Below are 24,207 nucleotides of genomic sequence, written 5' to 3'. Positions count from 1 at the left end.
TTAAGCTGTAGCTTTTTTTCGAAAAGCAGCGATAAAGAACCCATCACTGCCGAAATCTTGTGGAAACACTTGGACAAATCCTGTATTTTTCAGTCCAAGTGATTCAGGCAAGGATACCTGGATTTTCTCCATTTCCGGATGGTCTTTCAAGAAACGTTCTGCCGTTCCCCGGTTTTCCATTGAGTCGACCGTACATGTGCTGTACACCATGATGCCATCCTGCTTCAATAATTGGGCAGCTTGGTCCAAGAGCTCTAATTGAATTTCCTGGAGTCTTGAGAAATCCTCTTCTTTTTTGGTGTATTTGATGTCTGGCTTGCGTTTGATGACGCCAAGTCCGCTGCATGGAGCATCGACTAAAATGCGATCGAATTTCTCAGGCCCGAACCGTTCCACGCTCTTTTTGCCATCACCCGCTTCTGTTTCAATGACCGTATGGCCAAGGCGTTTCGCTGTTTCATCAATTAGCTTGATTTTATGCTTATGAAGGTCCATCGCGAATAAATTCCCTTTGTTCTCCATTTTCTCGGCTATATGAGTCGTCTTGCCTCCAGGGGCTGCACACATGTCCAGGACTTCCATATTCGGTCCTACCTGCAAAGCGTATGCTGGCAGCATGGAACTTTCATCTTGGATGGTGATAAAGCCTTTTTCAAATGTCGCCGTTTTAGCCGGCTGGCCATTCGTGACAATCAGGCACTCTGGAACAAATTCACTTTGCACGGCTTCCAGCCCTTCGGATTCCAGCATTTCAATCACTTCTTCAGGAGAGGCCTGCACCGTATTGACACGGACAGTTTGGGATGGAGTTTTATTGTTTTCCAAAGCCATTTCACGTGTTTTTTCCAAACCGAATTGCTCAGCCCAGCGCTTGATCATCCAAACGGGATGGCTGGTTTCGATTGCGATTTTTTCATACGGATCGCTGATGGTATTAAATGAGCGGACACCGTTTCGCTGAATCGAGCGCAATACTCCATTGACTACAGATGCCACTCCGCCATGGCCGCGCCGTTTCGCGATTTCCACTGCTTCATGGACAGCTGCATGAGCGGGAATGCGATCCAGATAGACAATTTGGTATAACGACATACGCAGCAATGTTTTTACCCAGGGCTCGATTTTTCCTTTCAGGTACGGTTCCAAATAATAGTCGAGCGTCATTTGGTGCTGCAATGTGCCATATGTGATCTCAGTCAGCAAGCCTTTGTTTTTATCAGCGATTCCATAGCTTTGAATCGTCTGGTGCAAAAGCAAATTGCTGTATGCCTGCTTGTTTTCTACAGCCCATAAAATCGAAAAAGCGGCATCCCTTACATTGCCTTGTAGTTTTTTGTTTTTCATTCGAATATATCTCCTGCCTGGATTTTAGGTCCTTTTAAATAATCGGAGGCGGACATCCGCTTTTTGCCAGCCGGCTGCAAATCAGTGATGGCCAAAATGCCATCGCCGGTCTGAACAAGGATTGCGTCTTCAGCCAACCCGACCACTTCGCCAGGTTGGCCGCTTTTCGCAAGTCCACGGACTTCCGCCCACCAGATTTTCATATTTTGTTCATTATAGGTTGTAAATGCCACCGGCCATGGATGCAATCCACGTATCTGGTTGTAAATCGCTTCCGCTGGTTTAGTCCAATCAATGCGTTCCTGTTCCCGTGAAATATTGCGGGCATATGTCACTTTTTCTTCATCCTGTGGAATCCGTTCGTTGGTTCCATCAATAATGGAAGGCAAAGTTTGCTTCAGTAATTCTGTACCAGCCTCACTCAATTTATCGAACATGATTCCGGTATGGTCCATTTTGCCGATTGATACTGCTACCTGGGAAATGATATCCCCTGCATCGAGCCGATCGACCATATACATGATGGTGACACCGGTCTCTTCCTGGCCATCGATGATCGCTTGATGAATCGGTGCTCCCCCGCGGTATGCAGGAAGCAGAGAGGCGTGAACGTTGATTGCACCAAGTTTCGGAGCTTCAAGCACTGCACTTGGCAGGATCTGTCCGAATGCAGCGGTGATGATCAAGTCTGGAGCTAAATCGAGCACATGCTGCAATTCTTCCGGATTTCTCAGTTTTTCAGGCTGGTAGACAGGCAGTCCAAGGCGCAACGCCTCTTCTTTCACCGGAGTCGGTGTCATCACCTTTTTGCGACCTACAGGCCGATCCGGCTGAGTGACGACTGAAATGACGTCGTAACCTTCTTCAACCAGCATGCGAAGGATGGGTGCCGAAAAAGCCGGCGTTCCCATGAAAACGATTTTGGTCAAAAGGACTCCTCCTCTTCAGCTGCTGCCGCTTCAGCGATCATGGCATCCAATTCTTCCTGAGTAACATATTTAGAGATTTTGCTGGTAAACAGCACGCCATCTAAATGATCCATTTCATGAAGAATTGCGCGCGCTTCATAACCTTCAGCTTCCAGTTCATACCAGGAACCGTCCCGCTCTTGAGCTTTGATCTTTACATGATCCGGACGTTCTACTTCCCCGTAAATTCCCGGAAAACTCAAGCAGCCTTCAACGTCTGTATCGGCACCTTCAAAAAGAGCTAATTCTGGATTGACCATTTCAATCGGTTCCTGCCCTTCACCAAAATCGACAATAGCCACACGGACCGCTACTCCCACTTGAGGAGCGGCAATTCCAACGCCATCATTAGCGATCATTGTTTCATGCATATCATCTAATAATGTCGCCAGATTTTTATCAAAAGTTGTAACCGGCAAGCATTTCTGTTCTAAAATGTCACTCGGATGTTTCACGATATTGCGGATAGTCATTTAATATTCCTCTTTTCTTTTACATCACTGATGTCGGATTCATATCAATCGATAATGTAGCGCCTTTTTTTAACCACTCAGAGCGGTAGATTTTAATCAGCTGCTGCAGGACATCAGACAGTTTCGGTTCTTTTTTGTATTTTATCAAACATTGGTAGCGATATCTATTGTTCACCCGGGCAATCAGTGATGCCGACGGACCGATGATGATGGTATCCGAGGATAGCTGCGACTGTAGATAGCGCACAGTCTGATCGGCATACCCGGAAGCAGTCATCAAATCTTCATGGGTAAATTGAATATTCACGACATAATAATACGGTGGATACCCACTTGCTCTGCGCATCGCCATTTCCTGTTCGTAAAATGGTTCATATAATTGGTCTTTTGCCAGTATAATTGCATAATGCTCCGGAGTATAAGACTGGACAACCACTTCGCCCGGTAATATATCGCGTCCTGCCCGCCCGCTTACTTGTGTCAGCAATTGGTAGGTTTTTTCCGCCGCGCGGAAGTCCGGCAAATGCAGCGTTGTATCTGCCGAAAGTACACCAACTAATGTGATATTCGGGAAATCCAGTCCCTTAGCAATCATTTGAGTGCCAAGCAGAATATCGGCCTTACCCTCGCCGAATGCAGCCAGAATTTTTTCATGGGCGCCTTTATTTCTTGTAGTATCGACATCCATCCGCAGCACACGGGCTCCAGGAACCAACTTAGCCAATTCTTCTTCAACTTTTTGAGTGCCGGTGCCAAAAAAGCGGATGTGTTCACTTTCACATTCCGGGCAGATATGCGGCACTGGTTCATCATAGCCGCAATAATGGCATTTCATCAATTCACTCGAACGGTGATACGTTAAGGAAATATCGCAATTTGGGCATTGCATGACTGTACCGCAGTCCCTGCACAGCACAAATGAGGAATAACCCCGTTTATTGAGAAACAGCACCACTTGCTCTTTCTTCTCCAGGCGATCCCGTATCGCTTCTGCAAGCGGCACTGAGAACATCGAACGGTTTCCGTTGCGCAATTCTTCACGCATATCAACAATCTGCACGTCTGGCAACGGCTGATTTTTCGCCCGTTTTTCCAGCTCCAAAAGTTCATATACACCTTTTTGTGCCCGTGCATAGGATTCAAGCGATGGTGTTGCACTTCCCAGAATGACCGGACAATTATGTTGCTCACTGCGCCAGATTGCTACATCCCGTGCATGATAACGCGGTGAATCATCCTGTTTATAACTGGATTCATGTTCTTCGTCTAGAATAATCAATCCAAGATTCTCGAACGGCGCAAAAATCGCCGATCTGGCTCCAACCACAACTTTTACTTCAGCACGCTGGATTTTTCGCCATTCGTCATACTTTTCTCCCGCTGACAAGCCGCTATGCAGTACCGCAACAAGGTCGCCAAAGCGTTCCTTAAAGCGAATCGTCATTTGCGGCGTCAATGAAATTTCCGGTACAAGCATGATGGCCTCTTTGCCATCTTTGAGTACTTGATCTATTGTCTGAAGGTATATTTCGGTTTTACCGCTTCCCGTAATGCCGTGGAGCAGAAACGTTTTCGGTGTATTCAGTGACCGTTCAATGGCATCAAAAGCGATTTGCTGGTCTTCTGTCAGCAGCAGCGAATGTTTTTTCTCAATTTCTGTCTGCAATTTTGGATCTCGGTAAGACTCTTCATTTTTGATAAAAGCGGCACCTTTTTCCACCAAAGCATATATCGTCGGCAATGAGACACCCGCTTCTTTTTGCATATAGGAAGATTCAATCGCTTGTCCTACATGGTTCTTCATGTATTCCAACAGCTTTACTTGCTGCTTGGCATTTGAACGGATTTCTATGGTCTCCAGTTTTTCAAGGGAATCCGCTATATGAATCATCCGGACTTTTTTGACTGCGGTCTGCTGTGAAATGTCCGTATCGGCAAGGATGGTTCCCCGGTTCAATTCCTTCTTCAATAAGCCATATACTTCTACAGCGTCCTGAGAACGCACAAATGGCCGTTTTTCAAAATAAACGCGAAGCGGCTCAGCAATTTCTTCCAACGGCGCATTCAGTACAAAACGCTTTTCGTATTTTGCCCGAAGCGCTGAAGGAATCATGACTTGCAGCGCATCTATCTCAAAACAGATGGTCTTTTCTTTCATCCATCTGGCCATTTCCAATAACTCTTTATTCAATACTGGTACGACATCCATCAATTCATGGATCGGTTTCAGCCGTGCCGGATCGAACTCTGTCGTGTCTTTAATCGCTGTTATAAAGCCAAGCACTTTGCGGTTGCCAAACGGAACTTTCACGCGCATTCCGGGCTCGATGAGCACTTGAAGGTGAGGCGGAATAGCGTAGTCAAAAGGCCGGTCAATAGGATGCGCTGCAACATCGACAATGACTTCAGCGATCATGTAAATCTTCCTTTTCAAGGATTGATTGAAGCACACGGCGCGCGAGTTCCTGTTTCGGCATCATGCCGAAGGACTGCTCAAACCCTTCTTTGCCATAAACCGTTACGCGGTTCGTATCCGATTCAAAACCGGCTTGTGCTTCACTTACATCGTTGGCGATAATATAATCCGCATTTTTCCGTTCCAATTTATCTTTTGCATATTGCCCGACATTATTCGTTTCTGCGGCAAAGCCAATCAGTAATTGAGTGGTTTTGGTTTTCCCAAGATGCTGCAGAATATCGACGGTACGCTCCAACTCAAGGATTGAACCGCCTTCTTGTTTTTTCATTTTCTGATTATGCACACTGATCGGCCGATAATCAGCGACAGCCGCCGTCTTGATGACAACATCAGCCGTTTGATATTCCGATTCTACGGCATTTAGCATATCTTCAGCACTTTCCACAAAAATCCGCTGGACGCCTTTTGGCACGGGCAAAGAAACAGGTCCACTGATCAGAATCGTTTCAGCCCCCATTTCTGCTGCTGCTTCTGCCATCGCATAGCCCATTTTGCCACTGGAGAAATTGGTAAGGAAACGGACAGGATCAATGCGTTCGCGTGTCGGTCCAGCTGTTACCACTACTTTTTTTCCAGTCAGCAGTTTCGGACGGGCAAAAAAATCAGCTACCAGTTCTGTGATCTTTTCCGGTTCTTCCAGCCGTCCTTTGCCAACATATCCGCATGCCAGAAATCCTTCAGACGGCTCGATGAACCGGATGCCATCATCATGGAGCTGCTGGATATTGCGTTTTACTGCAGCATGGTCATACATATGCACATTCATCGCCGGCGCTACCCAAATAGGAGCCGTCGCTGCAAGCAGCGTTGTCGTCAGCATGTCATCTCCAATACCGTTCGCCAGTTTTCCGATGATATTGGCCGTTGCAGGTGCCACGATAATTAAATCCGCCCAGTCAGCAAGATCAATATGGGCGATGACAGAAGAATCTTTTTCATCAAACGTATCATAATAGACATCGTTTCTGGACATTACCTGGAAAGATAGAGGCTGTACAAATTGACGTGCAGACCCGGTCATGATCACTTTGACGGAAGCTCCTGCCTGAGACAGTTTGCTGACAAGCGCAACCGCTTTATAAACGGCGATCCCCCCGCTTACACACAATAGAATTTTACGATTTGCCAACAATATAAAACACCCTTTCTAAACAACAAACTCCCAAAGAACAAGTTTGCTCTGGGAGTCGTTTGCTGAGATTAATGGTTAAATTTCGTCTTCATAAATTGCATATTCATCTTGATGTTCAGGTCTCAAAACACCGGCTGCCACTTCTTCAAGCGCTTTGCCGACCGACTTGGCGGAAACATAATTGTCTAATTTTTCATCACCGTGTTCATGTAATTGGCGCGCACGCTTGGATGCAAGAGCGACCAGTGAATATTTGGAATCAATTCGGCTTTTTAACTTATCAACGGATGGGTATAGCATTATACATTCTCCTTTAGCATATCAAAATATCTTTTTTCTACACGTTCACGTTTGCAATGCTCAGCGATAATAATGGCATTTATGCGATCACATGCGTTTTCAACCAAATCATTCTCAACCACGTAATCGTATAAATTCATCATTTCAAGCTCTTGGCGCGCAGCGAAAAGCCGGGATGCAATGACATCATCCGTTTCAGTGCCTCGGCCAACAAGCCGTTCTTCTAATTCTGATAAACTTGGTGGAGCCAGGAAGATAAACAAGCCATCCGGAACTTTTGCGCGTACTTGCGCTGCCCCTTGAACTTCGATCTCCAGGAATACATCCCGCCCGGCATCTCGCATTTTGTTGACATACTCAAGTGGCGTACCATAATAATTTCCGACAAATTCAGCCCATTCCAGTAATTGATCCTGCTCGATCAATTCCTCGAATTCGCTTCGCGTCTTGAAGAAATAATCCACTTCATCCACTTCGCCTTCGCGCGGGGCTCTGGTCGTCATCGAAATGGAATACTCATAATTCGTATTTGGCTGCGAGAACAGCGCTTTTCTTACAGTGCCTTTTCCGACACCCGATGGCCCTGATAATACAATCAGCAGTCCGCGTTGCTTTCTCATTTTATCCCTCATTCGTCTCATCATCATTTTCTTCCGCACGTGCAATCGCAGTTTCAGCCGATACTGAGGAAATCACCACATGGTCACTGTCCATAATGAAGATAGACTTCGTCTTCTTTCCCCCGGTCGCATCAATCAACAAACCTTTGCTTCGTGCTTCTTGGATCAGCCGCTTGGACGGCGCGGAATCCGGCGTTACAATTGACACGATCCGGCTCACTGCAACGGCATTGCCACCGCCGAGAGAAATAAATTTCACCGTTTTTTTCACATCCATCACCGCCATCGCAACTGATCTTCATTGTTCGTTTTCTATCTAACTGTCTTATTATATCATATTATACCGTGAAAATGATAAGATGGAACAAAACGATTTGAAAGAGGGATTTTTAATGGCATTTGATGGATTATTTACAAAAGCAATGACACGTGAGCTTCAACAGCTTGTGTCAGGCAGAATTTCAAAAGTTCATCAGCCTAACCAGCTTGAACTGTTACTGCATATCCGCGCACAAGGAAAAAACCATAAATTATTGATTTCCATCCATCCTTCGTATTCGCGCATCCATTTGACAGCGATGGCGAACGTCAACCCTTCTGAACCACCGATGTTTTGCATGCTGCTCCGCAAGCATATTGAAGGCGGGGTCATAACTGAAGTCATCCAGCACGAAATGGACCGCTTGGTCATTTTGAAAATCAAAAGCAAAAACGAAATCGGCGATGACATTGAAAGAGAACTCCATGTAGAAATCATGGGACGCCATTCAAACATTATCCTGGTGGATTCCGAGCGGATGATGATTCTTGACAGCTTGAAACATTTGCCGCCAAGCGTTAACTCATTCCGTACAATTTTGCCTGGCCAGCCTTACGTATTTCCACCTTCCCAAGAAAAGCAAAATCCTTTTGAAGCTCCGGATAAATTGACAGAACTTGAAGAAAAAGAAATCGTCGGTACATTTTCCGGATTTTCTCCATTAAATGCGCGTGAACTTTATTACCGTATGGAACAAGCTGATGATAAAAAAGAAATTGCTGATCTTTTTCTCAGGGACTTTCTGAAAGAACAGCCAACCGGCTATTACATAGAGCTTGAAGGAAAAAGCTTTTTCTCCGCTGCTCAGTTGACGCATATCGGTGGAACTGAACTGGAATTCCCTTCACTTGGTGAACTTCTTGACCGCATGTATTACGCCAAAGCGGAACGCGACCGCGTTAAGCAGCAGGCCGGGGACTTGGAACGCTGGCTTCAAAACGAAATCGCCAAATTGAAATTAAAACTGAAAAAATTGAAGAAAGAGCAAGACCAAGCCGAGAAACGGGATCAGCTGCAACTCAACGGTGAGTTGATCATGGCAAACCTCCATCGCATCACAAAAGGCACGAAAGAAATTGAAGTCGACAATTATTACAACGATGAAAAAGTCACCATCACACTCGACCCAAGGAAAACACCGATTGAGAACTCGCAGAAATATTATTCCCGCTATCAAAAAGCGAAAACTGCATTGATAAAGACTCAAGAGCAAATTGAAAAAACCATAGAAGACATCGAGTATTTTGAAACGCTTATGCAGCAAGTGCAGCAAGCGGGACTTTCCGATATTGAAGAAATACGGGAAGAACTAGCGGAACAAGGATTTATGAAGGCTCAGAAATCGAAGAAAAAGAAAAAGCCGACAAAGCCTTCCGTTGAATCATATGTATCCAGCACCGGCGTTCCTATTTCTGTCGGTAAAAACAACAAACAAAATGATTATGTCACCTTCAAAGTCGCAGCGAAGTCTGATACCTGGCTCCATACAAAAGATATACCTGGTTCGCACGTCATCATCCATTCAAATGATCCTGATGAAACCACGATTATGGAAGCCGCGACGATTGCCGCATATTTCAGTAAAGCCCGGGAATCGAGTTCTGTTCCGGTTGATTACACAGAAGTCCGCCAAGTAAAAAAACCAAATGGCTCAAAACCCGGTTTTGTTATTTATTTCGAACAAAAAACTGTCTTTGTTACACCGGATGAAGATTTGATAATCAAATTAAAGAAATAATTAGATTCAAGCGGGAAGCTTCCAGGCTTCCCGTTTTCATTTAAAATACTTAAGGAAAAAGCTGAAAAATGCGAATCATTATTAACCGAATATTCTTAAAATCTTCATTTGTTTACATAATAAATATATATAAATAAAATGATTGCATTGCTTGAATTCAAAGTAAATGCTATCTTTTTAAAGGACATAAATTTTAGGAGGCTTATACATATGATCACTTTTTCAAACAAGCCAAAATGGCTTATGGCGGCTAGTGTCGCATCCATGGTTTTATTAGCCGGCTGCGGCAATAGCAGCAGCGAGACAGCAGAATCGGCTGAAACCAAAAGCGCTTGGGACGAAATTCAAGAACAAGGTTCCATGACAGTTGCTACTTCCGGCACACTTCTAGCCACTTCGTTCCGGGATGCAGAATCCGATGAACTGACCGGTTTTGAAGTAGAAGTTGTCCGTGAACTGGGCAAGCGTCTGGATCTGGATATTGAATTTAAGGAACTTGGTTTTGACGAGATGCTGACAAGCGTCAATACCGGCCAAATCGATATCGCAGCGAACGATATCGAAATCTCAGAAGACCGTTTGGATAAATTCATCTTCTCTACACCCATCAAATATTCTTACGGCACAGCAGTTGTCCGTAAAGACGACTTATCCGGCATCAAAACGCTGGAAGACTTGAAAGGCAAAAAAGCCGCTGGCGCTTCCACTTCAATTTATATGGAAATCGCCCGTGACTACGGCGCTGAAGAAGTGACTTATGATAATGCCACCAATGAAGTATATTTGCGCGATGTGTCCATCGGCCGAACCGATGTGATATTAAATGATTATTACCTTTCTACATTTGGTGTTGCAGCATTTCCCGAATTGAATATCACCATTCATCCAGACATTAAGTACGCTCCTTCTGAAGTCGGGCTCGTGATGAATAAAGACAATACGGAACTTGCTGAGAATGTCAATAAAGTACTGGAAGAAATGCTGGCGGACGGAACTATTTCCAAAATCTCCGCTGAGTTTTTCGGTGGTGCTGACGTATCGGTAAAACCGGATATTGAGTAAGTCATTAAAATGGAGGGTTTGTCATGAGTGATATCGAATGGGGGCTGCTCTTTGATCCGGCACTGGCAATCGATTCCCTTCCTTATGTATTGGAAGGCATCTGGTATACATTGCTGATTTCTATAGTGAGCATGGGGCTGGCACTGGTTATCGGTTTTTTCCTAGCGCTCGCCCGCACCTCCAAACTCATCCTGCTTCAATGGCCGGCACGCCTTTATATTTCCTTTATGCGGGGCGTACCTATTTTGGTCATTTTGTTTCTGCTGTATTTTGCCTTGCCGGTAATCGGCATCGAATTCACTGCCTTGCAGGCTGCTTTAATCGGATTCACCATCAACTGTGCAGCCTATATCGCTGAAGTGTTCCGTTCTTCCCTGGCATCCGTTGACAAAGGGCAATGGGAGTCATCGACGGCACTCGGCCTGACCTACTGGCAGACGATGCGGCGAATTATACTGCCGCAGTCTGTCCGCATTGCTGTACCTCCGCTTTCGAATGTTTTTCTGGACTTGATCAAAGCCTCTTCTTTGGCGGCGATGATCACAGTCCCTGAGATCTTCCAAAAAGCCCGAATTGTTGGAGCGCGTGAATACGATTTGCTGACATTGCTGATTTTAGTGGCGCTCATTTACTGGGCAATCTGTTCTGTCATGACAATCCTGCAAAATTATTTGGAAAAACGCTTCGCGGATTTTTTGTGAAGAAAAATTATCAACGAAAAAGGCTTCCTTTCTGGAAGCCTTTTTCGTTTGTTACATATGATTTTTTCTGGTTCATTAATGCCCCGCCACGTCCCGTTTTGTAAAAGCGATCCAAGCGGCTGCGAGGAACACTACAAAATAGACACCCAGTACAATTATAGAGAATGTCAATGTCATTCCTTCCACCATGGGTTGTGCTCCATTAAAGTATTGCATTAAGTTCGTATTGGCAAACAGGATATATTTCGACCATTCGTATCGGGACACGAATGACACCATTGTACTTCCGGCCATCATCAGGAAAATTGCCAGCCCGATTGCCATGCTGCTGCTTCTGAAGATAGTCGAGATCATAAATGCAAATGTTGCCATCATCACAAGCGTCACCATTTTAAATCCGTAAGATACCAAAATCTCCTTAATGACATTACTTTCCGTGAATCCATCAGCTGTCGATATGACGATGTTTGGCGACAAACCGTTGACTCCGAAGAATAGCGCACCGACAATCCATGAAAATATAAGCAGCGATACTAGTATTGTCGCTGCAAAAACCAGCACGGATACATATTTCGCAAGTAAAATCTTCGTCCGCGAAATCGGCCGGATCAGCAGAAGCTTGATGGTTCCCCACTGGAACTCATTAGCGACAATACCGGCAGCCACGATAATAGTAAACAAACTGAGAAGCGAAGAGATCATGGCATTTTCCAGCACATACTCCCAGGCATCGTAAGGTTTAGGTTTTATATTATTTTCAAGATGATAATTGTTTTTTTCAATAATCATCGGATTGCTGAATGAGGCAAATTCATCCTGCTCCATTTCAGCTGTAAGCTTCACATTTTCTGTTTGCAGTTCTTCTTTCCAGTTTTCCCCGTATTCGTTTTTCAATATATCCGTATCCATAAACGTATTCACCAATCCGCCGGCCAAAGCGGCTATCGCTATAAACGCTATCATGATCCAAGCCGTTTTTTTGGAATACAGTTTGATTTGTTCATTCCAGACCAACTTCAGAAAATTATTCAATTGTATTCTCCCCTATCAGATCAAAGAATTTGTCTTCCAATGTAGATTGGAGCACCCGCACTCCGTAAACATCCATTCCTTTATGAATCAGTTCTTTCAAAACTTTTGGGATTTGTTCTTTTGTCAGGGATAAGACCAACTCTTTTTTATGTACTGTCACTTTATGCGCTGTATGTGCTTCCAGGAAATCTTTTGCTGATTCAAGCGGATGGACTTCAATATGCACATCTTTTACATCGTTTTGGACTTCGACGCTTTTAACGGATTCTATGGCAATCAATTCACCATTTTTAATGATGCCAATCCGGTCGCACATCAATTCGATTTCAGACAATAGATGACTGGAAACAATGACTGCCACATTTTCCTGTTCTGCCAGATTGCGTATGTATTTCCGGATTTCACGGATGCCTGAAGGATCGAGTCCGTTCGTCGGTTCATCAAGTATCAAAATCGAAGGCCTATGCAGCAATGCCTGTGCAATGCCAAGGCGTTGGCGCATTCCAAGAGAATAGCGTCCCGCTTTTTCATGGATAGCTTTATCCAGACCTACCAATGACACCACTTCTTGGATCCGTTCGGGGGTGATCCCATCCATCATACGGGCAAAATGCTGTAAATTTTTCATGCCACTCATAAAAGGGTACATTTCCGGATTTTCCACAATTGCTCCGACATGACGGATGGCTTCCTTATAATCATTTCTAATGCTTTTCCCTTCGATTATTACATCCCCATCTGTAATATTCATCAGTCCTACCATCATACGGATTGTCGTCGTTTTACCGGCACCATTCGGCCCTAGGAATCCAAATACTTCTCCGGCTTTTATATCGAAGTTTAATCCTTTGATAATCGATTTGTTCCCGATGGTTTTCTTTAAATCAATCAATTGCATAGCTACTGGCTTCACCAAAAAACACCTCCATATTTTACCTGTCTATAGGATTATACGAAGCAAAACTATTTAAGTTTCCAAATTCGGGAATTATTTTTACATTTTTATCCTGGCGCTAGAAGAGTAATTTAATAAAAGAAAAGAAATATAATCCAGCGGTCCGTGTTTTCTCCACAAAAAAAGTCAAAAGCTGCTTATATTAAAGCAGCTTTTGACTCTTGCCCTTAACTTTGTTGCGGCATATAAATGACTTCCCAAAGATGCCCATCCACATCCTGAAAACTCCAGCCGTACATATACTCATCGTCCATTCGATCATTAGAAGCTGTACCGCCTGCGGCAAGCGCCTTATTGACCATTTCATCCACTTCTTCCCGGCTATCCGCTGAAATCGCTGTAATGACTTCCGTGTTGCGGGTTGCATCCGTTAACTCTTTTTTCGTGAATGTCTTAAAAAAAGCCTCTGTTAACAGCATAACGTAAATGTTTTCTCCAACCATCATACAGGCGCCTTGCTCATTGGTCATTTCCTGATTAAATTCAAACCCCAGGCTGCTGAAAAAGTCTTTCGATTTTTGCAAGTCTTTCACTGGCAAATTCACATAGATCTCTTTAGCTTGCACTGCCATTTGTCCTCCTCCTTTCTTCCGGAATTTGTTATCTTTCTTATTCGATATAAGTTTTTATAAGTCCTTTAAAAATTGAAAAGAACAGCCATTTACGGCTGTTCTTAAAAAAGCAGATATTGGGTTCCAATAGAAAATGCAGCTGTTGAGTATATTCTTCAATGTTCCAACGACACTTGTCTGCTGAATAACTACTGTTTGCAGGGCAATATCAGAAATACTTGCCTTCTAAAAATTTAAAAGAGGAGGTAGTTTAATATTTCAATTGATCATTCAAAATTTCCATTCCCTTTTCATAAAAACGTTCCATGTCTTCCCGAGGGACCAAGTTCCCGCCTGTCGCCCAGACAATATGGGTAATCTTCTCTTCATTTAAGCCATGGTTTGCTATATAATCACTTCCCAGCACTTCTCCTGGGCCTTTTAAGCCGGCAGTCGCAGAAGGCTCAACGGAGATGCCTTCACTGTCCGATAGCATTACGAGCAATTTAAACAATTCACCGTCTTCCAAAGTGTAAACCCCGCTCACCAGCTTTTCGCTGATTGAAGAGGCAAAGCTGGAAGGCCGGCCTACTGCCAATCCATCTGCTTCCGTCCGGTTATCGATGCCAAAATCCTGAACGCTGACTTTCTCTTTTTCGCCTGTCAGCAATCCGATCAATACCGCCGGCGAATGCGTCGGTTCCACAAAAAAGCAATGCACAGCATCACCGAAAACTTGTTTCAATCCAAATGTGATGCCGCCAGGAGCACCGCCGACGCCGCATGGCAAATAGACAAATAAAGGATTATCCGCATCAACGGTAATTTGTTTTTCTTCAAGCTGCTGTTTCAAACGGAAAGCTGCGACGCTATAACCAAGAAAAAGTTGTTTCGACTTTTCGTCATCTACAAAATAAGCACTGGGATCCGCTTGCGTCCGTTCCCTGCCAAGCGTAATCGCTTTGCTGAAATCCCCTTCGCATTCATGGACAATGGCACCTTTTTGGCGCAGCAAGTCTTTTTTCCACTGCTTGGCATCCGATGACATATATACGGAGGTCTGGAAACCAAGCCTCGCACCTATAATGCCGATGCTGAGCCCCAAGTTTCCAGTGGATCCAACGCCAATCGAATAATTGCTGAAAAACTGCCTAAAAGCCGGTTTGGAAAACATTTCATAATTGTCCTCTTTTGAAATCAGCCCTGCTTTTATTGCCAGTTGTTCTGCCAAATACAGTACTTCATACACGCCACCGCGAGCTTTAATCGATCCCGCTATCGGCAATTCATTATCGCATTTCAAGTAGAAGTTTCCTTGGATATTTGTATGGTAATGTGCATTCAGCGCTTTTTTCATTTCTGTAATTTCTCTAAGCGGTGATTCGATGAGGCCATCCGAAGGTTCCGCATCTTCGAATTCTTTAGCCAAAAAGGGAGCGAAACGCTGCCATAATAATTCCGCTTGTTCCATATCCTCTAAGGAAACTGCCATTGGTGGAACGTTATCCATAGAGGTCTGTTTCGGATTCTGCCAGAAAACCGGCCTTAAAGAAAGTACGTCCTCTAATAAAGGATATTGCTGTTTCCAATTATTGATTTGCTGTTGATTAACTTGCATGCATTTCATCCTTTCTATCTAAAGATGCTCTTTGCTTCTATCATACACGAAACTCAGCTATTTTTTCTTGAATTGAGTGATTATTTTAGTTTCAGCAATTTAGTAATCATCTTGCAATGGCAGAAACCACCTTCTTCTGCTGAACTAAGTTGAACAGATGATTTTGAAAACCAAGACCTCTCCATTAAGTTCAATTGCTGGCATGGCCGCTATGACATTTAGTACAGCAGGTAAAGATATATTTTACAATTTTTTCACTTACTGTCCGGTTCGGTGCAAATACTGTCCGCTGTCCTATGAATACTGTCCGCCAAAGCTCTAATACTGTCCACGATCAACCTATTACTGTCCAACGAAAAAAAGCCGACCCAAAGGTCAGCTTCCCAACGTTCCTGCTTTCAAACTTTCATGCCAATCGGCAAGCAACGGCAAATCCTCTTCTGAAATGGCGTTCATTTCCACTGCTTCTTCAACAAGTGCCGGGAAATTCGTCAAGGTATGGAATGTAAAACCGGATCCTGTAATCGCTTCGATTGACTGGGGTAAATCGTATGTAAATATCGCCACGATGCCAAGCACGTCGAAGCCAGCCGCTTTCAATCCTTCTGCTGCCTGCAAAACTGAACCGCCTTTGGAAATCAAATCTTCCACAACGACCACTTTTTTCCCGGCTTCCACTTTGCCTTCGATCATATTGCCCTGGCCATGCTCTTTCGCTTTAGAACGGACATAAACCATCGGCAAGTCCAATAAATCACTGACCCATGCCGCGTGGGGAATTCCAGCTGTTGCTGTACCGGCCACCACTTCACAGTCAGCATAAAATTCATTGATCAGACCAGCCAGGCCTTTGGCGATTTCTTTTCGGACAGCGGGATAAGACATGGTCAGCCGATTGTCGCAATAGATTGGTGATTTGATGCCGGATGCCCAAGTGAATGGATCTTGCGGACGCAGTTCCACTGCTCCGATATTCAATAATTGTCTCGCAATATGTTGTTTCATGCTTGCCCGCTCCATTCGTTTTTAATTTGGTGATAACTTGCTGCTGGATTTTCCGATTTAGTGATTGCCCGGCCGACCACGATATGTGTAGAGCCTTGTTTACGCGCTTGCTCCGGAGTCGCAATCCGTTTTTGGTCGTCTGCTGCGCCGTTTGCCAAGCGGATGCCCGGTGTGACTTTCAAGAATTCCTGGCCGCAAGCTTCAGAGATGCTGCTTGCTTCCAAGACTGAACATACCACTCCATCAAGGCCAGCCCGCTTTGCCTGTTTGGCATAATGAAGTACGGACTCTTCGAGGCTTACATAAATTAACTGGTCTTCATGCATTTGTGATTCATCAGTAGAAGTCAATTGAGTCACTGCAATTAGTTTAGTATCGAAACCTTGCAGCCCGCGTTTGGCTGCCTGCATCATCTCCAAGCCTCCTGCTGCATGGACATTTGTCAAATCTACGCCAAGTTTCGCTAGACCGCGCATCGCTGCTTCAACAGTGTTCGGAATGTCATGCAATTTCAAGTCCAGAAAGACCTGATGGCCCATCGCTTTAATGCTGCGCACCAGTTCCGGGCCTTCCTGATAAAAGAGCTCCATGCCGACTTTGACAAAAAGCGGCTCGTCAAATTTGGCTAAAAATCCCTCTACTTGCTGTCGTGATGAAAAGTCTAACGCAATAATGGGTTTATTCACAGACGATGGCTCCTTCCAACTAATTCTTCAACCGATTCATATCCGAGGGTATGCAGTTTTTCCGGCAATTGGTTGATGATTTCCGGACACACGAAAGGATTAACGAAATTAGCAGTTCCAACTGCCACGGCACTCGCACCAACGGACAAAAAGTCGATGACATCATCAATATCTGCAACACCACCCATCCCGATAATCGGCAAATCGGTTTGCTTCCGAACCTCATAAACCATACGAAGTGCGACCGGTTTTACTGCTGGCCCGGATAATCCTCCGGTAATATTGGCAATGACCGGACGCCCAGTTTTTGCATCCAGGCGCATGCCAAGCAGCGTATTGATCATCGTGATGCCATCTGCTCCACCTTCTTCAACCGCTTTGGCGATTGAGACGATATCGGTGACATTCGGGGATAATTTGATGTAAACCGGAACGGAAGAAACGTCTTTTACTGCGCGTGTCAATTCCCTCGCAATATCTGGATCGGTTCCAAAAGTGATGCCGCCTTGCTTGACATTCGGACAGGAAATATTGATTTCCAGTGCATGTACGTTCGGAGACTGCGAAATCGCTTTCGCCACTTCCACATAATCTTCTGTCGTGGTTCCTGCTACATTCGCGATAATCGGCACATCATATTGCTCTAACCAAGGAAGCTCTCCGCCCAGCACTTTTTCCAGTCCTGGATTCTGAAGCCCGATAGCGTTCAGCATGCCCGATGCCGTTTCGGCCACCCGCGGCGTTGGATTGCCGAGGCGCGTTTCAACCGTTGTCGCTTTGATCATAATGGCCCCGAGCTGGGATAAATCATAAAGTTGGGCATATTCTTTGCCGAAACCGAAACAGCCGGATGCCGGCATGATCGGATTTTTTAAGTCGAGCCCTGGAAGTTTTACTGTTAAATTTGTCATGCAATCACTACCCCCGCAGGAAATACTGGTCCATCAGAACATACTTTGATGTAATCCATTTCACTTTTTGTCGTTCGGCAGACACAGGCAAAGCAAGCTCCAATGCCGCAGCCCATCCGTTGTTCATAAGACAGGAAGCCTTGTTTTTCCGGGTAGGCCCATTGCACGGCTTCAAGCATCGGAGTCGGTCCGCAGCTGTAATACGTATCAAAGTCTTTTGGAAGTTCGTTTAAAATATGTGTCACAAAACCTTGCGTACCGTGAGATCCGTCCACTGTTGCAATATGCGTATCCCCTAGCGCCTGGAATTTTTCTTCATAGAAAACGGCTTGTTTGCTTTCAAAACCAAGGATATGGACGGTTTCAATGCCTTTTTCATTTAGTTCTTTTGCCAATTCATACAAGGGAGGCACTCCGATGCCTCCGCCAATCAAATAGGCTTTTTGCTTGGCTTGTTCCACCGGGAACCCATTGCCGAGCGGCCCGAGGATATCCACAGTGTCGCCGATTTTTTTCTCAGAAAGCAATGTTGTGCCTCTGCCTTCAGCCCGGTAAATCATGGTGAATTGAGAGTTCGCGAAATCAATGGAAGCCACCGATATCGGGCGGCGCAGCAGCGGTTCAAAGCTGTCCGCTAGCCGCAGATGAACAAATTGCCCGGGGGCTTTCATTTCCCCGGTCAATTCGCCTTGTACCGTCAATTCAAAGATATGGCGGGCAATTTCCTGATGGTCTGTAATCACCATGCGCTCTTGTTTGATCATACGCCAGCCCCCATTTCTTCTGCTGAAAATGTCATCGATTCGATGACGCGCAGCATCGCTTCTGCCGTGTCGAGCGACGTTAAGCAAGGGACTCCATTCTCTACTGACTCGCGGCGGATGCGGAAACCGTCGCGTTCCGGCTGTTTGCCTTTCGTCAGCGTATTGATGACCAGCTGAGCGTGTCCATTCTGGATCATGTCAATTAGCGTTTTTCCTTCCGACCCGATCTTGCCGATTGTCGTGACGCGCACGCCTGCTGCTTCCAATGATTTTGCTGTTCCTTCGGTAGCCATGATCTGATAGCCGATAGCTGTAAAGCGTTTTGCCAGTCCAATTGCTTCCTCTTTATCTTTATCTGAAATCGTCATCAGCACGGAGCCATGGTCTTTAATTTCCATTCCTGCTGCAACCAGCCCTTTGTACAAAGCCTTTTCGAGCGTTGAATCTTTGCCCATGACTTCGCCTGTCGATTTCATCTCAGGCCCGAGTGTAATGTCCACGCGGCGCAGTTTCGCGAATGAGAATACCGGCACTTTCACGTAAACGCCTCTTGAAAGCGGTGCAAGCCCAGGCGTGAAGCCTTGATCGGTGATACTGTGCCCAAGAATCGCTTTCATAGCGATATTAGCCATTGGAATGGCTGTGATTTTACTCATGAAAGGCACCGTCCGGCTCGAGCGCGGATTGACTTCGATGACGAACACTTCACCTTTTGAGATGACGTACTGGATATTCAGCAAACCGACAATATTCAAGCCTTTTGCCAGGCGAGTCGTGTAATCCACTAAGGTATCGAGCAGGTCCTGTGAGATGTTTTGTGTCGGATAAACCGCAATTGAGTCTCCAGAGTGGACTCCTGCACGCTCGATATGTTCCATGATTCCTGGTATCAATACATTTTCTCCGTCTGAAATCGCATCAACTTCAATTTCAATTCCTGTCAGATAACGGTCGACAAGAACCGGATGTTCCGGACTCGCTTCCACAGCATGCTCCATATAATGGCGCAGATCCGTTTCGTTATAGACGATTTCCATTGCGCGCCCGCCTAAAACGTATGAAGGGCGGACAAGTACCGGATAGCCGATATGATTGGCGATGACAACCGCTTCTTCTGATGACACCGCTGTTTTGCCAAGCGGCTGCGGAATGCCGATTTCATGCAATGCTGCTTCAAATTTATTGCGGTTTTCCGCACGGTCCAAGTCTTCCAAAGACGTACCGAGAATTTTCACCCCGTTTTGTTCCAGCTTGTCAGCCAAGTTGATGGCAGTCTGTCCACCAAACTGAACCACTACGCCTTTCGGCTGTTCGATTTCTACAATGTGCATGACGTCTTCTACGGTCAAAGGCTCAAAGTATAATTTGTCCGAAATCGAGAAGTCTGTCGACACTGTTTCCGGGTTGTTATTGATGATGATCGCTTCGTATCCCGCTTCTTTGATTGCCCATACGGAATGCACGGTTGCATAGTCAAATTCGACGCCTTGTCCAATCCGGATCGGGCCCGACCCTAGAACTATGATGCTTTCCTTGTCCGTGCGGATCGATTCATTTTCATCTTCATAGGTGCCGTAGAAATACGGCGTTTCCGACTCGAATTCCGCTGCACACGTGTCGACCATTTTGTAGACCGGCATCAGCTTCTGTTCTTTGCGCCAGTTATAGACTTCCTGTTCTGATGTATTCCATAATTTCGCGATTGTTTTGTCTGCAAAGCCCATGCGTTTCGCTTTTTTCGCTGTTGTATAATCAAAACGATTTTCGCTTAATACTTTTTCGTACTGGACGATATTCTGGAACTTCATCAGGAAGAAAAGATCGATCTGGCTCCATTCATGAATGGTTTCAATCGTCACACCGCGGCGCAGTGCTTCTCCGACAAAGAACAAGCGCTCATCGCCTGCACGGCAAATGCGTTTTTGAATCCACTCATCGCTCATGCCATCAGCATTTTTCAAATCCAGATGGAATTGCCCTGTTTCAAGAGACCGTACCGCTTTAAGGATGGCTTCTTCAAAAGAACGGCCCATTGCCATTACTTCCCCGGTCGCTTTCATTTGAGTGCCTAAATTCCGTTTCGCTGATTCAAATTTATCAAACGGCCAGCGTGGAATCTTCGCAACGACATAGTCAAGCGCCGGCTCAAATGACGCATATGTGCGTCCGGTTACTGGATTGATCATTTCATCCAGTGTCAATCCAACCGCAATTTTGGCAGCCAGTTTGGCAATCGGGTAGCCTGTTGCTTTCGATGCCAATGCCGATGAACGGCTGACTCGCGGATTTACTTCGATGATGTAGTAATTAAAGCTATCTGGGTCCAGTGCAAGCTGGACGTTGCAGCCGCCTTCGATTTTCAAAGCCCGGATGATTTTCAGCGACACATTGCGCAGCATCTGGTATTCACGATCCGATAAAGTTTGGCTAGGCGCAACCACGATCGAGTCTCCTGTATGGATGCCGACCGGGTCAATGTTTTCCATATTGCAGACCACAATTGCCGTATCGTTGGCGTCCCGCATCACTTCGTATTCAACTTCCTTAAAGCCGGCAATCGATTTTTCAAGAAGGCATTGCGTTACCGGGCTGTATTTCAAGCCACTTGTAACAATTTCTTGCAAATCTTCGTCGTTATGGCAAATTCCCCCGCCAGTGCCGCCTAGCGTAAATGCGGGGCGCACAATTACCGGATAACCGATTCGTGCAACAAATGCTTTTGCTTCTTCCATATTGTGGATGATATCGGAATCCGGAACCGGTTCACCGAGTTCGTTCATCAATGTACGGAACAAATCGCGGTCTTCCGCTTTATGGATGGCATCCAATTTCGTCCCTAAAATTTCAATATCCAGTTCTTCCAGAATTCCGGACTCATCCAACTCAATCGCCATATTCAGTCCAGTCTGTCCGCCGAGTGTCGGAAGCAAAGCATCCGGGCGCTCTTTGCGGAGAATGCGGCTGACAAATTCGAGTGTAATCGGTTCGATATATACTTTATCGGCAATTTCGGTATCGGTCATAATGGTTGCCGGGTTGGAGTTGATCAGAATGACGCGGTAGCCTTCTTCTTTCAAAGCCAGGCAGGCTTGCGTTCCGGCATAGTCAAATTCTGCAGCTTGTCCGATTACAATGGGACCGGATCCGATTACGAGTATACTTTGAATATCTTGTCTTTTAGGCATATTGCTGCTCCTTTCGAGTCGCGCTCATAATGTCGATAAAACGGTCGAACAGATAGTTGGAATCTTCCGGACCAGGTGATGATTCCGGATGGTATTGTACGGTGAATGCCGGATAGTCCAAATGGGCAAGCCCTTCATTGGTGCCGTCGTTAATCGCTCTATGGGTCACTTTCAAGCGTGTGCCTTGCAAAGTGTCTTCATCCACTGCATAGCCATGATTCTGTGAAGTGATTTCCACTCTTCCGGTCGTCAAGTCCTTTACCGGATGGTTGCCTCCACGATGGCCGAATTTCAGTTTAAACGTTTCAGCTCCGCAAGCGCGGGCGAATAATTGGTGGCCCAGACAGATGCCGAAAATCGGCACTTGGCCGAGCAATTCCCGGACCACATCGACACATTGCTCTACGTCTTTCGGGTCTCCAGGGCCGTTTGACAACATGACACCGTCCGGGCCCCAAGCCATAATTTCTTGTGAAGTCGTATTATAAGGCACCACAATGACGTCGCAATCCCGCTTGTTCAATTCGCGCAAGATGCCATGTTTCATTCCATAATCAATCAGCACCACTCGTTTGCCGCGGCCTGGACTCGGATAAGGCCTTGCTGTTGAAACTTGCGCCACTTGGTTGTGGGGCAAGTGCGTTCCTTGAAGCACCGCTACCACTTCATCGACATTCACTTCTTCGCCTGCTGCAGTCAACATGCCTTTAATGGAGCCTTTTGAACGGATCAGCCGCGTCAGTTTACGGGTATCGATTTCAGCAATTCCTGGAATGTTTTTCATGCGGAACAACTCATCAAGCGTTGAGTTGCAGCGGAAGTTGGAAGGGTATTCCGCAATTTCACGGACCACCATGCCCTTGACCGCAGGCTGGATCGATTCAAAATCGTCGCTATTGATGCCGTAGTTACCGATCAATGGATACGTCATGGTGACGATCTGTCCGCAGTATGATGGATCTGATAGTATTTCCTGGTATCCTGTCATGCTCGTGTTGAACACCACTTCACCGGCTGATGCTTTGTCGCTGCCGAATGCCGTACCTTCAAATACCGTACCGTCTTCTAAGATTAAATACCGTTTCATTATTTTGTCTCCTCCTGCCAAACGATTTGTCCACCGTAGATTGTCATTGCCGGCCATCCTGTGCAGTTCCAGCCACCGAATGGACTATTTCTTCCTTTAGTTAAAAATTCATCAACATTGATCGGCTGTTCTTTTTCCAGGTCCAGCAGCACCAGGTCGGCTGTTGTGCCCACTTTCATTTTTCCGTAAGGCAGCCCGAAAGTTTCACTCGGTTTTATAGTCAGCCAGTCGATCAATTGCTGCAGCGACCATTTACCGGTTTCGACAAACTTTGTATACAAGAGCGGAAACGCCGTTTCAAATCCAACGATGCCAAATGGCGCTGTTTCCATGCCATTCGTTTTTTCTTCCAAAGTGTGCGGTGCATGGTCAGTGGCGATAAAGTCCAGCGTGCCGTCAAGCAGACCTTCGTGCAGCGCTTCTAAATCTTCTTTGGCACGAAGCGGCGGGTTCATTTTCCAGTTGGCGTCGTCTGCCGGGATATCGTCTTCACTCAGCAGCAAATGGTGCGGCGTCACTTCTGCAGTCACGCGGATACCTGCACGTTTTGCATCGCGGATAACCCGGACCGATTCTTTGGTTGAAACGTGGCATACGTGATAATGGGCGCCTGCCGCTTCTGCGAGCAGAATGTCTCGGGCAATATGCACCGATTCAGCGATTGATGGAATTCCTTTCAAGCCAAGTTCGCTGCTTCTTCTGCCTTCGTGCATGACGCCGTCATATATCAGGCTATTGTCTTCACAATGCGCCACAACCGGCATATCGATTTTGGCAGCGTCCAGCATCGTTTCGTACATCATTCCCGCCTGCTGTATGCCGACTCCGTCATCAGTGAAAGCGAAAGCGCCGTTTTCTTTAAGTTCCTGCAAGTTCGTACGTTCTTTTCCGGCTTCCCGGATGGTGATGGAAGCATACGGCAAAACTCGGATAAGCGCATTATTCTCAATCAAAGCGTTGACATGCTGCAGATTTTCTTTCGAATCCGGCACTGGACGTGTATTCGGCATCGCACAGATTGTCGTATAGCCGCCTTTGGCTGCAGATTTCGTCCCGCTTTCGATTGTTTCCTTTTGCTCGCCGCCTGGTTCACGCAAATGCACATGAACATCTACAAATCCTGGTGCGATCATCCGGCCTTTGCCGTCTATTTCATTTTCTCCGTTTGTTTTCAAGCCAACTCCGATTTCCTCAATCTTTCCTTGTGCTACCCGCACGTCCGTCTCTGTCAGTTCTCCGTTTGCCAGCATCTTCACATTTTTAATCATTAAATCCAT

General features: G+C 45.8%; 22 protein-coding genes. 3 read left to right on the top strand and 19 right to left on the bottom strand.

The window, feature by feature from the left end; genetic code table 11:
* From rsmB to AC3AQ9_RS00935, 8 genes are all read right to left on the bottom strand, one after another.
* Positions 1–1,344 carry a 16S rRNA (cytosine(967)-C(5))-methyltransferase RsmB gene (rsmB, locus tag AC3AQ9_RS00970; protein WP_488305595.1) on the bottom strand — a complete coding sequence of 448 codons (1,344 nt, stop codon included), beginning with the start codon at positions 1,342–1,344 and terminating at the stop codon, positions 1–3.
* Positions 1,341–2,273 (bottom strand): methionyl-tRNA formyltransferase, encoded by a 933-nt coding sequence (gene fmt, locus AC3AQ9_RS00965; RefSeq protein ID WP_488305594.1) that lies wholly within the window; start codon positions 2,271–2,273, stop codon positions 1,341–1,343. The genes rsmB and fmt overlap by 4 nt, the downstream gene beginning before the upstream one ends.
* Positions 2,270–2,785 (bottom strand): peptide deformylase, encoded by a 516-nt coding sequence (gene def / locus AC3AQ9_RS00960; RefSeq protein ID WP_488305593.1) that lies wholly within the window; start codon positions 2,783–2,785, stop codon positions 2,270–2,272. The genes fmt and def overlap by 4 nt, the downstream gene beginning before the upstream one ends.
* Positions 2,786–2,804: 19 nt before the next feature.
* Complete coding sequence (priA, locus tag AC3AQ9_RS00955) at positions 2,805–5,201, bottom strand: primosomal protein N' (RefSeq protein ID WP_488305592.1); 2,397 nt, start codon at positions 5,199–5,201, stop codon at positions 2,805–2,807.
* Positions 5,191–6,396: a bifunctional phosphopantothenoylcysteine decarboxylase/phosphopantothenate--cysteine ligase CoaBC gene (gene coaBC / locus AC3AQ9_RS00950; protein WP_488305591.1), complete on the bottom strand. Its 1,206-nt coding sequence runs from the start codon at positions 6,394–6,396 to the stop codon at positions 5,191–5,193. The genes priA and coaBC overlap by 11 nt, the downstream gene beginning before the upstream one ends.
* Positions 6,397–6,471: 75 nt before the next feature.
* Positions 6,472–6,696: a DNA-directed RNA polymerase subunit omega gene (gene rpoZ, locus AC3AQ9_RS00945; RefSeq protein WP_488305590.1), complete on the bottom strand. Its 225-nt coding sequence runs from the start codon at positions 6,694–6,696 to the stop codon at positions 6,472–6,474.
* Positions 6,696–7,316, bottom strand: a complete 621-nt coding sequence (gene gmk / locus AC3AQ9_RS00940) for a guanylate kinase (protein ID WP_488305589.1) — start codon at positions 7,314–7,316, stop codon at positions 6,696–6,698. Before gmk ends, rpoZ begins: the two co-directional genes overlap by 1 nt.
* Position 7,317: 1 nt before the next feature.
* Positions 7,318–7,593 (bottom strand): extracellular matrix/biofilm biosynthesis regulator RemA family protein, encoded by a 276-nt coding sequence (locus tag AC3AQ9_RS00935; RefSeq protein WP_488306794.1) that lies wholly within the window; start codon positions 7,591–7,593, stop codon positions 7,318–7,320.
* A 115-nt stretch (positions 7,594–7,708) separates the two neighbouring features.
* On the opposite strand from AC3AQ9_RS00935, the gene AC3AQ9_RS00930 reads away from it, so the two are divergent.
* The 3 genes from AC3AQ9_RS00930 to AC3AQ9_RS00920 all read left to right on the top strand — a co-directional run bounded on the left by AC3AQ9_RS00930 (position 7,709) and on the right by AC3AQ9_RS00920 (position 11,136).
* Complete coding sequence (locus AC3AQ9_RS00930; protein WP_488305588.1) at positions 7,709–9,373, top strand: Rqc2 family fibronectin-binding protein; 1,665 nt, start codon at positions 7,709–7,711, stop codon at positions 9,371–9,373.
* A gap of 210 nt (positions 9,374–9,583) precedes the next feature.
* Entirely contained in the window at positions 9,584–10,435 is an 852-nt protein-coding gene (locus AC3AQ9_RS00925) for a transporter substrate-binding domain-containing protein (RefSeq protein WP_488305587.1), read from the top strand.
* Positions 10,436–10,458: 23 nt separating this feature from the next.
* Positions 10,459–11,136 (top strand): amino acid ABC transporter permease, encoded by a 678-nt coding sequence (locus AC3AQ9_RS00920; protein WP_488305586.1) that lies wholly within the window; start codon positions 10,459–10,461, stop codon positions 11,134–11,136.
* 75 nt (positions 11,137–11,211) lie between these two features.
* Here AC3AQ9_RS00920 and AC3AQ9_RS00915 read toward each other — a convergent pair whose 3' ends face one another.
* The 11 genes from AC3AQ9_RS00915 to pyrC form a co-directional block, all read right to left on the bottom strand.
* The gene (locus AC3AQ9_RS00915; protein ID WP_488305585.1) at positions 11,212–12,168 is read right to left on the bottom strand and encodes an ABC transporter permease; all 957 of its coding nucleotides are present in this window, start codon (positions 12,166–12,168) and stop codon (positions 11,212–11,214) included.
* Positions 12,161–13,084 carry an ABC transporter ATP-binding protein gene (locus AC3AQ9_RS00910; RefSeq protein ID WP_488305584.1) on the bottom strand — a complete coding sequence of 308 codons (924 nt, stop codon included), beginning with the start codon at positions 13,082–13,084 and terminating at the stop codon, positions 12,161–12,163. The genes AC3AQ9_RS00915 and AC3AQ9_RS00910 overlap by 8 nt, the downstream gene beginning before the upstream one ends.
* A 206-nt stretch (positions 13,085–13,290) precedes the next feature.
* Positions 13,291–13,695 (bottom strand): VOC family protein, encoded by a 405-nt coding sequence (locus tag AC3AQ9_RS00905; protein WP_437150256.1) that lies wholly within the window; start codon positions 13,693–13,695, stop codon positions 13,291–13,293.
* A 250-nt stretch (positions 13,696–13,945) separates the two neighbouring features.
* Positions 13,946–15,292, bottom strand: a complete 1,347-nt coding sequence (dsdA, locus tag AC3AQ9_RS00900; RefSeq protein WP_488305583.1) for a D-serine ammonia-lyase — start codon at positions 15,290–15,292, stop codon at positions 13,946–13,948.
* Between the two features lie 375 nt (positions 15,293–15,667).
* Positions 15,668–16,297 carry an orotate phosphoribosyltransferase gene (pyrE, locus tag AC3AQ9_RS00895; RefSeq protein ID WP_488305582.1) on the bottom strand — a complete coding sequence of 210 codons (630 nt, stop codon included), beginning with the start codon at positions 16,295–16,297 and terminating at the stop codon, positions 15,668–15,670.
* The gene (gene pyrF, locus AC3AQ9_RS00890; protein WP_488305581.1) at positions 16,294–16,983 is read right to left on the bottom strand and encodes an orotidine-5'-phosphate decarboxylase; all 690 of its coding nucleotides are present in this window, start codon (positions 16,981–16,983) and stop codon (positions 16,294–16,296) included. The genes pyrE and pyrF overlap by 4 nt, the downstream gene beginning before the upstream one ends.
* Positions 16,980–17,894, bottom strand: coding sequence for a dihydroorotate dehydrogenase (locus AC3AQ9_RS00885; RefSeq protein WP_488305580.1), 915 nt, complete (start codon positions 17,892–17,894; stop codon positions 16,980–16,982). The genes pyrF and AC3AQ9_RS00885 overlap by 4 nt, the downstream gene beginning before the upstream one ends.
* Positions 17,891–18,658, bottom strand: a complete 768-nt coding sequence (locus AC3AQ9_RS00880; protein WP_488305579.1) for a dihydroorotate dehydrogenase electron transfer subunit — start codon at positions 18,656–18,658, stop codon at positions 17,891–17,893. The genes AC3AQ9_RS00885 and AC3AQ9_RS00880 overlap by 4 nt, the downstream gene beginning before the upstream one ends.
* Positions 18,655–21,843, bottom strand: coding sequence for a carbamoyl-phosphate synthase large subunit (gene carB / locus AC3AQ9_RS00875; protein ID WP_488305578.1), 3,189 nt, complete (start codon positions 21,841–21,843; stop codon positions 18,655–18,657). Before carB ends, AC3AQ9_RS00880 begins: the two co-directional genes overlap by 4 nt.
* Positions 21,836–22,933, bottom strand: coding sequence for a carbamoyl phosphate synthase small subunit (locus AC3AQ9_RS00870; RefSeq protein WP_488306793.1), 1,098 nt, complete (start codon positions 22,931–22,933; stop codon positions 21,836–21,838). The genes carB and AC3AQ9_RS00870 overlap by 8 nt, the downstream gene beginning before the upstream one ends.
* Positions 22,930–24,207: a dihydroorotase gene (pyrC, locus tag AC3AQ9_RS00865; RefSeq protein ID WP_488305577.1), complete on the bottom strand. Its 1,278-nt coding sequence runs from the start codon at positions 24,205–24,207 to the stop codon at positions 22,930–22,932. Before pyrC ends, AC3AQ9_RS00870 begins: the two co-directional genes overlap by 4 nt.

The organism is Planococcus sp. VCh962 (assembly GCF_057748275.1).
The sequence above is the reverse complement of the archived record's forward strand: the minus strand, read 5'-3'. Positions and strand labels throughout refer to the sequence as shown.